Source organism: Rugamonas apoptosis (assembly GCF_014042355.1).
Classification (GTDB): domain Bacteria; phylum Pseudomonadota; class Gammaproteobacteria; order Burkholderiales; family Burkholderiaceae_D; genus Rugamonas; species Rugamonas apoptosis.
This window is the reverse complement of the sequence record NZ_JACEZU010000001.1, coordinates 498,838-513,407: the sequence shown is the minus strand read 5'-3', so window position 1 is coordinate 513,407 and position 14,570 is coordinate 498,838. Positions and strand designations below refer to the sequence as shown.

Below are 14,570 nucleotides of genomic sequence, written 5' to 3'. Positions count from 1 at the left end.
TTAACTATATTTGAAGGAACGAACATGGCTGATGGCAAAATCGTTCAGTGTATCGGCGCTGTGGTGGACGTTGAGTTTCCACGCAACGCGATGCCCAAGGTATTCGATGCCTTGAAAATGGAAGGCTCCGAGCTGACCCTGGAAGTACAACAACAGCTGGGCGACGGCGTGGTCCGTACCATTGCTCTGGGTTCGTCGGACGGTCTGCGTCGCGGCATGAGCATCCAGAACACCGGCAAGCCGATCATGGTGCCAGTGGGTAAAGCCACCCTGGGCCGCATCATGGACGTGCTGGGTAACCCCATCGACGAATGCGGCCCGGTCGCGCACGACCAGATCGCTTCGATCCACCGCACCCCGCCTGCGTACGACGAACTGTCGCCATCGCAGGATCTGCTGGAAACCGGCATCAAGGTGATTGACCTGGTGTGCCCGTTCGCCAAAGGCGGTAAAGTGGGTCTGTTCGGTGGCGCCGGTGTGGGCAAGACCGTGAACATGATGGAACTGATCAACAACATCGCTAAAGCGCACTCGGGTCTGTCCGTGTTCGCCGGCGTGGGTGAGCGTACCCGTGAAGGTAACGACTTCTACCACGAAATGGCTGACGCCAAAGTGGTGGACCTGGAAAACCCCGCCAACTCGAAAGTGGCGATGGTGTACGGCCAGATGAACGAACCACCAGGCAACCGTTTGCGCGTGGCGCTGACCGGCCTGACCATCGCGGAATCGTTCCGTGACGAAGGCAAGGACGTGCTGTTCTTCGTCGACAACATCTACCGCTTCACGCTGGCCGGTACCGAAGTGTCGGCACTGCTGGGCCGTATGCCTTCCGCCGTGGGTTACCAGCCTACCCTGGCCGAAGAGATGGGCCGTCTGCAAGAGCGCATCACCTCGACCAAGACCGGTTCGATCACCTCGATCCAGGCCGTGTACGTCCCTGCGGATGACTTGACCGACCCGTCGCCTGCGACCACCTTCGGTCACTTGGATTCGACCGTCGTGCTGTCGCGTGACATCGCTTCGCTCGGTATCTACCCTGCCGTGGACCCACTGGACTCGACCTCGCGCCAGCTGGACCCGCTGGTCGTGGGCCAGGAGCACTACGACACCGCCCGCGCCGTGCAAGGCACGCTGCAGCGCTACAAGGAACTGCGTGACATTATCGCGATTCTGGGTATGGACGAACTGGCACCGGAAGACAAACTGCTGGTGGCCCGCGCCCGTAAGATGCAGCGTTTCCTGTCGCAGCCATTCCACGTCGCTGAAGTGTTCACCGGCGCGCCTGGTAAATACGTTTCGCTCAAGGACACGATCAAGGGCTTCAAGATGATCGCTTCCGGTGAACTCGATCACCTGCCAGAACAAGCGTTCTACATGGTCGGCACGATTGAAGAAGCCATCGAAAAAGCCAAAAAACTCAACTAATCATTGAGTCTGGCGCGGTTCCGCCTCCGGGCGGGACCGCAACAACCCGACAGGACACACATGGCAAACACTATTCACGTTGACGTGGTTTCCGCCGAAGAGCTGATCTTCTCCGGTGAAGCCGAATTCGTCGCGTTGCCGGGCGAGCAGGGCGAGCTGGGTATCTACCCCAAGCACACGCCGCTGATCACCCGCATCCGTCCGGGCGCGGTGCGCATCCAGGTACCAGGTCAAGCTGAGGAAGAATTTGTCTTCGTCGCTGGCGGCCTGCTGGAAGTGCAGCCGACCGCCGTGACGGTGCTGGCCGACACCGCGATCCGTGGTCACGATCTGGACGAAGCAAAAGCGACGGCCGCCAAGAAGCTGGCTGAAGAAGCACTGGCCAACAACACCGGCGCCATCGACTACGCCAAGGCGCAAGCCGAGCTGGCGAGCGCGATCGGCCAGCTGGCCGCCATCGCCAAGCTGCGCGCGAAGCACTAAGCGTCGTCACGCGGCACACAGAAAGGCAGCTTCGGCTGCCTTTTTTTTTCGTCCGCGCCCCTGGTCGTTGGCGTGCGCCAAAAAAACAGCGCACACGTAAGACGCGGCACAATGTTGCTGTTATTATAATCCCCTCATCTCACCCGATACGGAGATCACCATGACACGCCATTTCACCCTGTTCCACGCCCCGCAGTCGCGCTCGACGGGCGCGCTGGTGCTGGTCCATGAACTGAAGGCCGATTACACGCTGCACTTGTTGAATTTGAAAGCGAACGAACAGCGCCAGCCGGAATATCTCGCCGTTAATCCCATGGGCAAGGTGCCGGCCGTGCTGCATGACGGCGCGCTGGTGACGGAGCAGGTGGCCGTTTATCTGTATCTGGCGGACATGTATCCGGAGGCGGGCCTGGCGCCGGCCATCGGCGATCCGCTGCGTGGTCCCTATCTGCGCTGGATGGCGTTCTATGGTTCCAGCTTCGAGCCGGCCCTGTGCGACCGCGCCATGAAGCATCCGCCCACGCCGCCGTCCATGTGTCCGTGGGGTGACTGGGACACCATGCTGAAAACCATCACCGACCAGCTGGAACAAGGCCCCTATCTACTGGGCGACAAGTTCACTGCGGCCGACGTGCTGTGGGGTTCGGCGCTGACCTGGACCACGGCCTTCGGCCTGATCCCCAAGACGCCGGCCATTGCCGCCTATATCGAGCGCGTCCAGGCTCGTCCGGCCTACATCACGGCCAACGCCAAGGATGCGGAGCTGGTGGCGGCCCAGAACCTGTCCGCCTGAGTGTTTGCCGGCGCGCCGGCCTCAGCCGCCCGGCGCCGCCCGGCGTATCGTATGCAGGGCGCGTGATTGAGGCTGCAGCGCCTCTGTGATGATAGCGAGCGCTAACTCTGGTTGCGCGCCGCCGCACATGAAGATGTCGGCGGCGGCAAATCCCGCCTCCGGCCAAGTGTGGATGGAGATGTGGGATTCGGCCAGCAGCACCACCCCCGTCACGCCCAATCCTTCACCAAAACCGTGGAAATGGCTGTGCAGCACATGGGCGCCGGCCGCGTGGGCGGCGCCGCGCAGCAGTTGTTCGATGTGGCCGCAATCGCTGAGCTTGTCGGCCGCGATGCCACCCAGGTCGGCCAGCAGATGGGTGCCGGCCGCTTGGTGGGGCGTCTGTGCCGGCAGGTACGGTTGCTCCCTCATTTGTGCCCACCACCACTGGAACCGCCGCCGAAGCTGCCGCCACCACCACCCGTGTGGGAGCTCCAGCTGCTGCCGCTGCCGTAGTTGCTGCCGCTAAAGCCCCGCACCCACGTCGAACACGAAGTGAACATGGTGACGACCAGGGCGTAGATCACGTATTTGCTCATGCGAATGTGCCTAAGATTTCTTGCTGTCGTCGTTGGAGTCGAGGAATAGGGCCGGCAGGTACAGCGCCAGCGCGCCCAGCGCGCTCAAGGCCCAGGTGCGGGAAAAGTTGGCCAGCAAGGGCACGGCGTTAATCGCCAGCATGACCATGATGAACTTTTTGGCCACGCTCTGGTAGCGCTGGTGCTGGAATGGTGCGCCGGGCGTGGGCGCGCGGCCGTGGAATTGGGGGCCGAACCAGGCCAGCAACTGGTCCACCGGCACGGGCGACGAGCGGGACCACGTCATTTCCGCATCCGTCGTTTCCACGGCCAGCCGTACCTGGCCGCTGGAAAACTCGGCCACATGGCACTGGTCGCCCACCTGCACGCGCCAGTTGAAGGCGCCGGCCGCGAAGGTGACCCGCGCACCATATTCGTACAGCTTGCTAAATGTGGACTTATCCACAACCACATCCTGTCCGGCAGGCCCGCCGAACTGGGGCCATTCCGGCATGACGTTGGCGCGCCACCAGCCTTCATCCGTTTCCACCAGCCAGGAAAAACCGGCCCGCGGCGCGTACAGCAGGTATTCCGTCCACTGCGTGCCTTCGTCGTCGGCGCGCCGCATGACGCCGATGGCCGTGTATTCCTGATTGTTGAGCTTGGCCTGGGCGCCCAGTTCCAGGGTGGTGACGACGGTGGCCACCCGTTCGCCAGCCGCCAGCACCTGGGCCTTGGGGCTGGCCGCGTCCACTTGCGCCTGGCAGGCGGGGCAGACCAGGTGGGCCGTCATGCCGGGCAGGTATTTGATGGGGCTGCCGCAGGAAGGGCAATCGAGTGCGTCGAGCTTGCCCCGGTAGCGGCCGGCGCTGCGCTGGATCTGGTCTTCGTCGCGCAGCAACTGGCATTGCAGGCTCTCCAGCGTGACGGCCTGGCCGGTGTAGACCATGGGACTGGGGCCGTCGGAATAATCGAGCGTGAGGAAGCTGGCGCCGCGCCGGAAGTCGGCCACCTTGGCCTGCCAGCCCTGGCCCACCTTGAACGGCAGCTCGCCCTGGCCGCCGATGCAGTCGGCGGTGCGGATTTCAGCCGCCGTGTAGTAGTCGCCGCCTATGGGCAGGTTGCGCCCAGGCGCCAGTTGCTCGAAGGCGGGCAGGGGGCCATCGACCTTGCGTTCCATGGTGACGGTGAACATGCCGGACGAGTCGCCCAGCCAGGCCGTGGTGCCGTCGTCGAACAGCAAATACCACTCGTTCCACAGGCCGGCGTCGTATTTGAGCTGGATGCGGCCCACCGCCGTGAAGTGGCGTCCGCCCAGCACGCCGGCCGTGCCGATCTGGATCGGCGAGTAGTCCTCCAGCACGGACGACATCTTGCCCAGGTCCTTGACGGCGTCGGCGTCCTTGAGCACGCTGGTGCCGCAGTACTCGCACACGGCCATCACGGAAGCGTGCGAGCGGAACTTGACCTCCGCCCCGCAGCTGGGACAGGAAACGATTTGCATGTAGTGGTCCGGCCTAGCCTATCAGTTTCTTGAGCAGTTCCGCCTTGGTGCCGTCGTAGTCGGCGGCCGAAATCAGGCCCTTGTCGAGCAGACCCTTGAGCTTTTCCAGCCGCGCTTCGATGCTGTCCTCGGCCGGCGCGGCGGCCGCCACGGGGGCCGCGGCCGGTGCCGCTGCCGCCGGCTGGGGCGCCAGCGATGCGCCCAAGGCCTGGCCGATGGTCTGGCCCACGGTCAGCCCCGCGCCCAGGCCGGCGCCGATGCCGGCCATGCCGCCTTCGTTCTGGGCCGCCAGTGGAATCGCGCTGGCCACCTGGTATTTGGTGAAGCCGGCCATCTTGTCGGCGCTCATGCCGCCCTTCATGCCGGCCGAGATCCGTTCGTCCAGCGCCGCCTGCAGTTCCTCCGGCAGGCTGACGGAGGCGACGTTGAATTCATCGAGGCCGATGCCATAGCGGCCGAACGCCGTGGCCAGGTCGCCCTTGACCTGCTGCGCCATCAGCGCCTGGTTGGCGGCCATGTCGAGGAAGGGCACGTTGGCGCCGCCCAGCGAGCTGGCCATGCTGGCCATCAGGATGCCGCGCAGCTGGTCTTCCACCTCGTCGCGCGTGTAGACGTCGCGGGTGCCGCTGATCTCCTTGAAGAACAGGCGCGGATCGGCCACCCGGTACGAGTACATGCCGAAGGCGCGCACGCGGATCATGTCGAAATCCTTGTCGCGGATGGTGATCGGTTGCGGCGTACCCCATTTGCGGCCCGTCTGCACCCGGGTGCTGAAGAAGTACACGTCCGACTTGAACGGGGAGGCGAACAGCTTGTCCCAGTTTTTCAGGTTGGTCAGCAGCGGCAGGGTTTGCGTGGTGAGCTTGTAGGTACCGGCACCGAACACGTCGGCTACCTGGCCTTCGTTGACGAACACCGCCATCTGCGATTCGCGCACGATCAGCACGCCGCCGTTCTGGATCTCGAAATCCTGCATCGGGTAGCGCCAGGACAGCACGCCGTCCACGTCCTCGTTCCATTGCAGTACGTCGATAAACTGCTTTTTGATAAAGCTGCCGATGCCCATGATGGTGTCCTTCGCAAAAATTAGGAAATGCACGCGCCGTTGATCACGCCGATCGACAGCGAAATGGCGCCCAGCAAACCACCGAAGGCGCAGTTGTTCGATTCAATCTGGTCCTTGGACATGCGCAGCAGCCGGGTGGTGATGGCGTAGGCCAGCATCTGCACCACCATGGCGCCGAAGGCCCAGGCGAAAAATTCGCGGTAGTCGGCCGTGTGCACCAGGGCCGAGCCGATGGTGGCCGAAAAACCCAGCAGCGCGCCGCCCAGCGACAGGGCGGCCGCATGGTTGCCCTGGCGGATCAGCAGCACCTCGTCGTACGGCGTCATGCGGGTGTAGGCGGCGAAGAACGCCGCCAGCAGCGCGGCGGCCAGCATCAGGTGGATCAGATAGTTTAGGATGGCGGACACGGCGTACCTTCGGTTAAAGTGGTTAACTTGATAACCCAAATCAATCTTAGTGCAAAAGCGTGTAAATGACCAAAAAAATTCTGATACTTTCCGTTTTTGTGGTCGCTTCCTGCGGGCTGGCCTATGAGTTGATCGCCGGGGCGCTGTCGAGTTACCTGCTGGGTGACTCGATCCTGCAATTCTCCACCATTATCGGCTGTTATCTGTTCGCCATGGGCGTGGGCGCGCATTTTTCCAAGTTCGTGCGCGACGACGACGTGCTGGCCCGCTTCGTGGACATCGAACTGGCCGTGGGCCTGATCGGCGGCGTGTCTGCCGCGGCCTTGTTCCTCACCTTTTCGTGGATGGCGGCGCCGTTCCGCACCTTGCTCTACGTGCTGGTGTTCCTGGTCGGCGCGCTGGTGGGCATGGAGGTGCCGCTGGTGATGCGGGCCTTGAACGCGCGCCAGACGGAATTCAATGAACTGGTCAGCCGCGTGCTCACCTTCGACTACCTGGGCGCGCTGGCGGTGTCGCTGCTGTTCCCGCTGGTGCTGGCGCCGTATCTGGGCCTGGTACGCACCGGATTCTTGTTCGGGATGCTGAACGTGGGCGTGGCGCTGTGGACCATCGTCACCTTCCGCCACGAGCTGGCCAACCTGGGCGGCCGGCTGCTGCGGGCCAGCGCCGTGATGTGCGTGCTGGTGTTCGGCTTCGCGCTGGCCGACCGCATGACCTATTGGGGCGAGCACGGTTTGTTCGGCGACGAAATCGTCTACTCCACCACCACGCCTTACCAGCGGCTGGTGATCACGCGCTGGAAGGACGACCTGCGGCTCTACATCAACGGCAACCTGCAATTCTCCTCGCGTGACGAGTACCGCTACCACGAGGCGCTGGTGCATCCAGCCCTGCAAGCGCTGCCCTGGGCGCGCCGGGTGCTGGTGCTGGGGGGCGGCGACGGCCTGGTCCTGCGCGAGATCCTCCGTTATCCGAATATCGAGCAGGTCACGCTGGTGGACCTGGACCCGGCCATGACGCACGCCTTCACCACGCGCGATGAACTGGTCAAGCTCAATCACGGCTCGTTCAGCGACAAGCGGGTGCGCGTGATCAACGCCGACGCGGCGATCTGGCTGCAGCACAACGAGGAACTGTTCGACGCGGCCATCGTCGATTTCCCCGACCCGTCCAGCTTCGCGCTGGGTAAGCTGTATTCGGTGCCGTTCTATGGCATGGTCAAGCGCCACCTGGCGGCCAATGGCTTGATGGTGGTGCAATCGACGTCGCCGTTCTTCGCGCCGCACGCTTACTGGACGGTGGACGCCACGCTGCGCGAAGTGGGGCTGCGCACCTGGCCTTACCACGCTTATGTGCCTTCGTTCGGCGAGTGGGGCTTCATCCTCGCTTCGCCGCAGCTCGATTTCAAGCCGCCGGCGTCGTACCGGCTGCCGATGCGCTATTTGAACGCCGACACCACGCGCGAGATGTTCATCTTCCCGCCCGACATGCAGCGCCTGCCGATGGAGCCGAACCGCCTCAACACGCAGTCGCTGGTGCGCGAGTTCGAGCAGGACTGGCGGCGGGTGATCCGCTGATGGAGCGCCGTTCCTTCCTGCTGTGGGCCGGCGCCAGCGGGCTGGCCGCGGCGGGCAGCGTGGCCGGCTTCCACCATTGGCAGGAGATCACGCCCACGGTCCATTACCCGGGCCGCGATGAAGGCCACTTCCTGCGCGACCGGCGCGCGCTGCCGCCGCCGTCCGAAGTGGTGGAGACGGATATCGCCATCTTCGGCTCCGGCATCGGCGGTTTGATGGCGGCCTGGCGGCTGCGCAAGCTGGGCGGACAGGATGCGCTGATGATCGATGGCCCCCAGCCCTACGGCAACGCGGCCGGCGGCGCTTTCGGGGACCTGGAATATCCCACCGGCGGACATTACCTGCCGCTGCCGTCGCCGGAATCGGTGCATGTGCGTGAGCTGCTGGCCGACCTGGGCATCATCGAGCGCGACGCGATGGCGGAAAAGCCTTACTACGACGAGCGTTACATCCTGCACGCGCCCGAGGAACGCTTGCTGTACAACGGCCGCTGGCAGGATGGCTTTATTCCGACGGACGGCGTGCCGCGCTGGGAGCTGGACGAGCACGCGCGCTTTTTCGCGGAAGTGAACCGCTTGCGCCAACTGCGCGGCGGCGACGGGCGGCGCATCTTCGTGTTCCCCACCGTGCTGTCGTCGGAGGATGCGGCGTGGCAGGCGCTGGATGGCATCACGCTCAAGCAGTGGCTGGAGCGGAACGGCTACCGTTCGCCCACGCTGCACTGGTATCTGAACTACTGCTGCCGCGACGATTACGGCACCCGCTACGACCAGGTGTCTGCCTGGGCCGGCCTGCATTACTACTGCAGCCGTTGGGGCCAGGCCGCCAACGCCGGCAATGGCGCCTGGCTCACGTGGCCGGGCGGACTGCAACCGCTGGCCAGGGCCATGGGCGAGGCGGCCGCGATCCGGCGCGTGGCCGGCACCGCCGTGTCCATCGAACGCAAGGCGGGTGGCGTGGAGGCGCTGTGCTTCCGGCTCGAAGGTGGCCAGCCACGCAGCTATCTTGTGCGGGCGCGCAAGGCCATCTGCGCCATGCCGTTGATGGTGGCCGCGCGCGTGGTGCGGGACATGGCCGGCTATGGCTTCGATCCGGCACGCCACATGCCCCAATACGCGCCATGGATGGTGGCCAATTTCCTGCTCAAGCGCTTTCCGGACGAGCGGCCGGCCCAGCCCCTGTCGTGGGATAACGTGGTGTACCAGGAGCCGGGGCTGGGCTTCGTGGTGTCCACCCACCAGGACATCCGCGTGCGGCCGCCGGAAAAGACCGTGTTCAGTGCCTACGTCGCGCTGTCGGACCGTACGCCGCGCGAGGCGCGCCGCTGGCTCAACACGGCCAGCCCGGAAGCTTTGCTGGCGCTGGCCAGCGCGGATTTGAAGACGGCCTACGGCGCCGATTTCGCGTTATGCGTGGAACGGGTCGATATCACGCTGCGCGGCCATGCGATGGCGGCGCCGCTGCCCGGCTTCCGCCACAACGCAGGGCTGAAGGCGCTGCGCGAGGCCGATGGCCCCATCCTGTTCGCCCATGCCGACCTGTCCGGCTTTTCCGTATTCGAGGAAGCGGCGTGGTGGGGCGATCGCGCCGCCCGGCTGGCGGCCCGTCCCGCGTAACCGGGGAGCAGGGGCAGACAGGTGGCGTCCTGATCTGTTACGCTAGTCCGGCGAGGCAGCGCCCTCCGGCGCGCCGCAACGACAGGAGATTGCCACCATGCCCGTATCCGCCCGTCAGCGTTTTCGTGCCAACGCCAAGCTCAAACTGCGCGAGGAGGATGCGGACGACTGTGCGCTGTCGAGCCGCGCGGCCAAGCCCAAGCTGGCCAAGGCCAAGGCCAAGGCGCTGGACCAGGAGCACACGGCCAGCCTGATCCAACGGGTGTCGGAATTGCAGATGATGCTGTACGCGCAGCGCAAGCAGCAGGTGTTGCTGGTGTTGCAGGGCATGGACACGGCCGGCAAGGATGGCACCGTGCGCACCATGTTCAGCATGATCAATCCCATGGGCATACGGGCGGTGGCGTTCCGCCAGCCGACCGACATCGAACTGGCGCACGACTACCTGTGGCGGGTGCACCAGCAAGTGCCGGTGAAGGGCGAGATTGCCATCTTCAACCGCAGCCATTACGAGGATGTGCTGATCACCAAGGTGCAAGGCTGGATCGACGGGCGCGAATGCCGGCGGCGCTATGCCCAGATCCGCGACTTCGAGCGCATGCTGGCGGAGAACGGCACCGTCATCGTCAAGGTGTTCCTGCACATTTCGCGCGAGGAGCAGCGGCAGCGCCTGCAGGAACGGCTGGACGATCCCAACAAGCAGTGGAAATTCAATCCCACCGACCTGACCCAGCGCGAGAAGTGGGACGACTACCAGCGCGCCTACGAGCAGGCCATCCGCGCCACGGACGCCGAACATGCGCCGTGGTATGTGGTGCCGGCCAATTCCAAGACCCACCGCAACCTGGTGATCGCCACCATCCTGCTTGAAACGCTGACGGCCATGAAGCTGACCTTCCCCGCGCCCGATCCGGGGCTGACGGCGATCACGGTCGACTAGCGGGCCGTCAGGCGCCGCTTTGCAGCAGCAGGGGCGGCAGCCGTTCGCCAAGCTGGCGGAATTGCTCGCCGTCGCGCCCGCGCAGCTTGACGATGGCGTCCTCGATGTCCTGGGCCGTCATCGCATGCCCATCCGTGCCCCGGTCGGGCTTGAGCTGCTGGATCTTCCGGTTCGCCTCCGTCAGGCGCGCCAGCGCCTTGCGCCCATCGTCGCTCTTGGGAGGATGCGTGGCGGCCAGATCCAGCAGGATTTCCGAAATCCAGCCCAACTGGCGGCCGTAGGACGCCACGTCGAACGCCTTGTGCTCGATCTCGCCATCACCGGCCTTGGGCGGAATGGCGTCGAAGAAGCGATCCAGCCCGATCTGCTGGGCCACCCCGCCGCTCCATGGGAAGTGCAGCTGGGGCGACCAAAACCATAGCATCGGATACATATGACCTCCTGTGGCGGAATGGACGGCCGGCGTCACGGACAACTGCCGACCACGTAGAAATTGGGGCCCGTGCGCTTGAGCGTGGTGTGGATGAAGATGTTGTCGAACCCCATGTTCTGGTTGGAGCCATTGGCCAGCGCGCGGAACAGGCTGTCGTGCGCGCGTCCGGCCAGCACGTGGTCGCGGTTGCTGGCGGTGTAGCACTGGCTGGGCGGCGGTGGTGGCGGCGGGGCGGCGCCGCCCGTCAGCCGGTCCACCATCTGCTTGACGGCGGCCATCTGGTGGCCCGTCTTCTGTGCGTAATGGGGATCGTCGTAGTTGAACCAATCCCAGCAGGCGTTGGGATTGGTCATCGGATAAATCGGGGCGGCTTGCGGGTACAGCAGCACGATGCGGTTGCTGTCGGCCCAGGCGTTGTAGCCGGCGTGGCGCAGCCAGGTGTCGCCGATGGTGCCGGCGTCCTGCAGGCAGCCGTGGAATACCACGTGCAATCGGCACCCCTGGCCGCCATTGCTGTCGCAGCCGGGCGGCAGGTACAGGTAGCCGCTGGCGGCCATGCCATGCGAAGTGGGATCGGACAGGAATTCCGTCTGGTCGAACTCGATGAAGCGGCCGGCCGGGCTGGCGCTGGTGCGGTTGTTCAGGCTGCCGTAAATCCATTTGAGCAGTTCGCCGGCCGCGTCGTAGCCGCAGTTGTTGATGTAAGGCGAACCGAGCTTATCGCAATTGTTGCCGTAGTTGTCCGTGGGCATGGCGTGCTGGGCCGGCAAGTCTTGCTTGTAGAAGATGTTGGCCGTGTTGATGTAATGACGGTAATAGGTTTGCAGGTCGTTCATCACGGCCTGGGGCACGATGGAATCGGCCGTGCCGGACAGCAGCCAGATGCGGTGGCTGGCCAGCCCGGCCGTGGGGTCGACCGTGCCGTTGGCCGCGTTCTGGTCGGTCAGCTTGATCAGGCTGGCCACGCCCGTGCCGCCGGCTGTCACGCGGCAGGAATAGGGCGTACCCGTGCAACTGCAGACGGTGGTGGCCGTGGCGACGCTGCCTTGGGCGCAGTAGTACGGCCCGCCGGCCACGACGCCGGCACCCATCACGCTGGCGGAATAGGCGACGTCGAACTGTACCGCCATGTAGCCGCCGGACGACAGGCCGGACACGCTGACATTGGCCGTTTGCATGGCAGGCAACGGGACCACCTGTGCGCTCGCTGGCAGCAGCCCCAGGCAGCACGACACGAACAAGAATACGCGTAGCAACATGGCTAACTCCGGCGGAAAAAGGCGGGGACAGCGGGAACTGCCATTGTGGGCGAGGAGCGTGGCGCGGGTTTAATCTCGCTCAACCGAGCCGACAATCGTGCGCGCCGAGCCAAACGGCACCGCGATCGCCCATGCCATGCCGGTTTGACATAGAATGGACCGTCAATTCACTTGAAGTTGCTGCCAACATGTTCCCAATGACCGCTAAAGCGATTTTCGCGCTGAGCTGCGCCGCCCTGCTGGGCGCCACGCCGGCGCACGCCGCCACACCCGCCGCGCCCGCCGCACCTGTGGCCTCGGCCGCCGCCGGCAGCTGCCCCGCCATCCTCAAGCAGACCTTCAACCGCCTGCAGGACGATATGCCGCAGGACTTGTGCCAGTACGCGGGCAAGGTGGTGCTGGTGGTGAATACGGCCAGCTACTGCGGCTTTACCAATCAGTACGAAGGGCTGGAGGCCATGTACGCGAAGTACGCGCCCAAGGGCCTGGTGGTGCTGGGCTTCCCGTCGAACGATTTCGGCAAGCAAGAGCCGGGCAACAGCAAGGAGATCGCCGATTTCTGCTACAACACTTATGGCGTCAAGTTCCCCATGTTCGCCAAGTCCGTGGTGCATGGCGACCATCCCAATCCGCTGTACGTCAACCTGATCAAGATTACCGGCAAGGCGCCGGCGTGGAACTTCCACAAGTATTTGATCGACCGCAACGGCAAGGTGGTCGACAGCTTCCCCAGCAAGGTCACGCCCACCGACAAGGAATTGGTGTCGGCGGTTGAACACGCGCTGGCGCAATAAACCATAGGGGCCGCACGATGATGTCCAACAAAGTCTCCCATGCGGCCGATCTGCTCGGATTGTCGCGCCTGACCATCAGCGCCGTCACGGGCGTGGCTGACCTGGCCGAAGAAGTCCATTTGAACGTGATCGCGCAGGCGCCGGGCGCCGTGGCCAGGCCGCTGGCGCGCGTCACCTCGCTGGTCTACAGCGGTGTGCGCGGGGTGACGCGGCTGGTGGGCGGCGGCATGGATGGCGTGCTGAGCCGCCTGGAGCCGCTGCTGGGCGAAGGCAGCGGCTGGGCTGGCCGTGAACCGTTGCTGGCCGCCGTCAACGGCGTGCTGGGCGATTACCTGGCCGAGACCGACAATCCCTTGCGGATACCGATGCAGTTCCGGCGCGACGGCGCGCCGTTCGTGCCGCAGGCGGGCGCCGTCACGGGCCGCGTGCTGGTGCTGGTGCACGGTTTGTGCATGAACGACCTGCAATGGCGGCGCGCCGGCTACGACCATGGCGAAGCCTTGCAGCGCGAACGCGGTTACACGCCAGTCTACCTGCACTACAACAGCGGGCGCCACATTTCAGAGAACGGGCGCGAGTTCGCCGCTCAGCTGGAAGACTTGCTGGCCAAGTGGCCGGTGCCCGTCAAGGAATTGGTGATCGTCGGCCACAGCATGGGCGGGCTGGTGGCGCGCAGCGCCTGTCACTACGGCCAGCTGGATGGACAGAAGTGGCTCAAGCGGCTGAGCAAGTTGGTCTGCCTCGGTTCGCCCCACCATGGCGCGCCGCTGGAGCGGGGCGGCAACTGGTTTCACGTGATCACGGGCATGAGCAGCTACACGGCGCCGTTCTCGCGGCTGGGCAAGATCCGCAGCGCCGGCATCACGGACTTGCGCCACGGCAGCCTGCTGGACGAGGACTGGAATGGCAAGGACCGCTTCGAACACGGCAGCGCGTTGCCGCTGACGGTGCCGTTGCCGTCCCATGTGGCGTGCTACGCGGTGGCGGCCACCATCAGCAGGCCGTCCGCCGAGGAGGGCGCGCGGCTGGCGGGCGATGGCCTGGTGCCGGTGGCCAGCGCGCTGGGCCAGCATTCCCACAAGAAGCGCCAGCTCGATTTCGCGCCGGAACATCAAGCCAAGGTGTACCGCAGCAATCACATGGACTTGCTCAATTCGCCCGAGGTGGCGCAGTTGCTGCTGGACTGGCTGTAGCCTGCTCAGGCGGCCGCCGAAACCGGCCGTCCTGGCGCGCACGATAGCGCATTTCTGTTTGTCTTTTTGATCATCGTTGCCTACGCTGTTTGAATCAACTATGACGGAGGCGATCATGGCTTACGTGGATGGATTTGTGGTGCCGGTGCCCAGGAACAAGCTGGATGCGTATGAAAAAATGTCGCGCGCTTGTGGCGCCATCTGGAAGGAACTCGGGGCGCTCGAGTTTCGCGAATGCGTGGGTGACGACGTCAAGCCCGGCAAGCTGACCTCGTTCCCGCAAAGCGTGCTGCTGGAGGAGGGCGAGGTGGTGGTGTTCTCGTGGATCATCTACGAGTCGCGTGCGCAGCGCGACGAGATCAACGACAAGATCATGCAGGACCCGCGCATGAAGGAATACATGGACCCCAAGAATTGTCCGTTCGACGCCAAGCGCATGTTCTTCGGCGGCTTCCAGATGATGGTCGACATGTGAGGCTGTGAATCGCGGGGCGATGCGCGTATGCTGGAGAATCAGCGACCA

General features: G+C 64.6%; 16 protein-coding genes. 9 read left to right on the top strand and 7 right to left on the bottom strand.

Going from position 1 to position 14,570, the window contains the following annotated elements; genetic code table 11:
- Positions 1–24: 24 nt before the first annotated feature.
- The 3 genes from atpD to H3H39_RS02295 all read left to right on the top strand — a co-directional run bounded on the left by atpD (position 25) and on the right by H3H39_RS02295 (position 2,701).
- The gene (gene atpD, locus H3H39_RS02305) at positions 25–1,425 is read left to right on the top strand and encodes a F0F1 ATP synthase subunit beta (protein ID WP_182151628.1); all 1,401 of its coding nucleotides are present in this window, start codon (positions 25–27) and stop codon (positions 1,423–1,425) included.
- A 60-nt stretch (positions 1,426–1,485) separates the two neighbouring features.
- A complete protein-coding gene (locus tag H3H39_RS02300; RefSeq protein WP_182151627.1) occupies positions 1,486–1,908 on the top strand; it encodes a F0F1 ATP synthase subunit epsilon in 423 nt (140 codons plus the stop codon).
- Positions 1,909–2,062: 154 nt separating this feature from the next.
- Entirely contained in the window at positions 2,063–2,701 is a 639-nt protein-coding gene (locus tag H3H39_RS02295; RefSeq protein ID WP_311196844.1) for a glutathione S-transferase family protein, read from the top strand.
- 21 nt (positions 2,702–2,722) lie between these two features.
- On the opposite strand, the gene speD is transcribed toward H3H39_RS02295, so the two are convergent.
- The 5 genes from speD to H3H39_RS02270 are packed head-to-tail and all read right to left on the bottom strand — an operon-like array spanning position 2,723 to position 6,235.
- On the bottom strand, positions 2,723–3,112 hold the full coding sequence (gene speD, locus H3H39_RS02290) for an adenosylmethionine decarboxylase (RefSeq protein ID WP_182151625.1): 390 nt from the start codon (positions 3,110–3,112) through the stop codon (positions 2,723–2,725).
- Positions 3,109–3,279, bottom strand: a complete 171-nt coding sequence (locus H3H39_RS02285; protein WP_182151624.1) for a hypothetical protein — start codon at positions 3,277–3,279, stop codon at positions 3,109–3,111. The genes speD and H3H39_RS02285 overlap by 4 nt, the downstream gene beginning before the upstream one ends.
- 10 nt (positions 3,280–3,289) lie before the next feature.
- A complete protein-coding gene (locus H3H39_RS02280) occupies positions 3,290–4,762 on the bottom strand; it encodes a DUF4178 domain-containing protein (protein ID WP_182151623.1) in 1,473 nt (490 codons plus the stop codon).
- A 13-nt stretch (positions 4,763–4,775) separates the two neighbouring features.
- Positions 4,776–5,828 (bottom strand): SPFH domain-containing protein, encoded by a 1,053-nt coding sequence (locus tag H3H39_RS02275; protein WP_182151622.1) that lies wholly within the window; start codon positions 5,826–5,828, stop codon positions 4,776–4,778.
- Positions 5,829–5,848: 20 nt separating this feature from the next.
- Positions 5,849–6,235, bottom strand: coding sequence for a DUF350 domain-containing protein (locus H3H39_RS02270; RefSeq protein WP_311196831.1), 387 nt, complete (start codon positions 6,233–6,235; stop codon positions 5,849–5,851).
- Positions 6,236–6,300: 65 nt separating this feature from the next.
- On the opposite strand from H3H39_RS02270, the gene H3H39_RS02265 reads away from it, so the two are divergent.
- The 3 genes from H3H39_RS02265 to H3H39_RS02255 all read left to right on the top strand — a co-directional run bounded on the left by H3H39_RS02265 (position 6,301) and on the right by H3H39_RS02255 (position 10,368).
- Positions 6,301–7,812 (top strand): polyamine aminopropyltransferase, encoded by a 1,512-nt coding sequence (locus H3H39_RS02265; RefSeq protein WP_182151621.1) that lies wholly within the window; start codon positions 6,301–6,303, stop codon positions 7,810–7,812.
- Positions 7,812–9,428 carry an NAD(P)-binding protein gene (locus H3H39_RS02260; RefSeq protein ID WP_182151620.1) on the top strand — a complete coding sequence of 539 codons (1,617 nt, stop codon included), beginning with the start codon at positions 7,812–7,814 and terminating at the stop codon, positions 9,426–9,428. The genes H3H39_RS02265 and H3H39_RS02260 overlap by 1 nt, the downstream gene beginning before the upstream one ends.
- Before the next feature lie 97 nt (positions 9,429–9,525).
- Positions 9,526–10,368, top strand: a complete 843-nt coding sequence (locus H3H39_RS02255; protein WP_182151619.1) for a PPK2 family polyphosphate kinase — start codon at positions 9,526–9,528, stop codon at positions 10,366–10,368.
- Between the two features lie 7 nt (positions 10,369–10,375).
- Here H3H39_RS02255 and H3H39_RS02250 read toward each other — a convergent pair whose 3' ends face one another.
- The gene (locus H3H39_RS02250) at positions 10,376–10,801 is read right to left on the bottom strand and encodes a hypothetical protein (protein WP_182151618.1); all 426 of its coding nucleotides are present in this window, start codon (positions 10,799–10,801) and stop codon (positions 10,376–10,378) included.
- 32 nt (positions 10,802–10,833) lie between these two features.
- Positions 10,834–12,060 (bottom strand): extracellular catalytic domain type 2 short-chain-length polyhydroxyalkanoate depolymerase, encoded by a 1,227-nt coding sequence (locus tag H3H39_RS02245; protein ID WP_229217823.1) that lies wholly within the window; start codon positions 12,058–12,060, stop codon positions 10,834–10,836.
- Positions 12,061–12,248: 188 nt separating this feature from the next.
- Here H3H39_RS02245 and H3H39_RS02240 point away from each other — a divergent pair, with 188 nt between their 5' ends.
- From H3H39_RS02240 to H3H39_RS02230, 3 genes are all read left to right on the top strand, one after another.
- On the top strand, positions 12,249–12,854 hold the full coding sequence (locus tag H3H39_RS02240) for a glutathione peroxidase (RefSeq protein WP_182151617.1): 606 nt from the start codon (positions 12,249–12,251) through the stop codon (positions 12,852–12,854).
- Positions 12,855–12,871: 17 nt separating this feature from the next.
- Positions 12,872–14,047 carry an esterase/lipase family protein gene (locus H3H39_RS02235; RefSeq protein WP_229217822.1) on the top strand — a complete coding sequence of 392 codons (1,176 nt, stop codon included), beginning with the start codon at positions 12,872–12,874 and terminating at the stop codon, positions 14,045–14,047.
- Positions 14,048–14,162: 115 nt separating this feature from the next.
- Complete coding sequence (locus tag H3H39_RS02230) at positions 14,163–14,522, top strand: DUF1428 domain-containing protein (RefSeq protein ID WP_182151948.1); 360 nt, start codon at positions 14,163–14,165, stop codon at positions 14,520–14,522.
- The last annotated feature ends 48 nt before the right edge of the window (positions 14,523–14,570 follow it).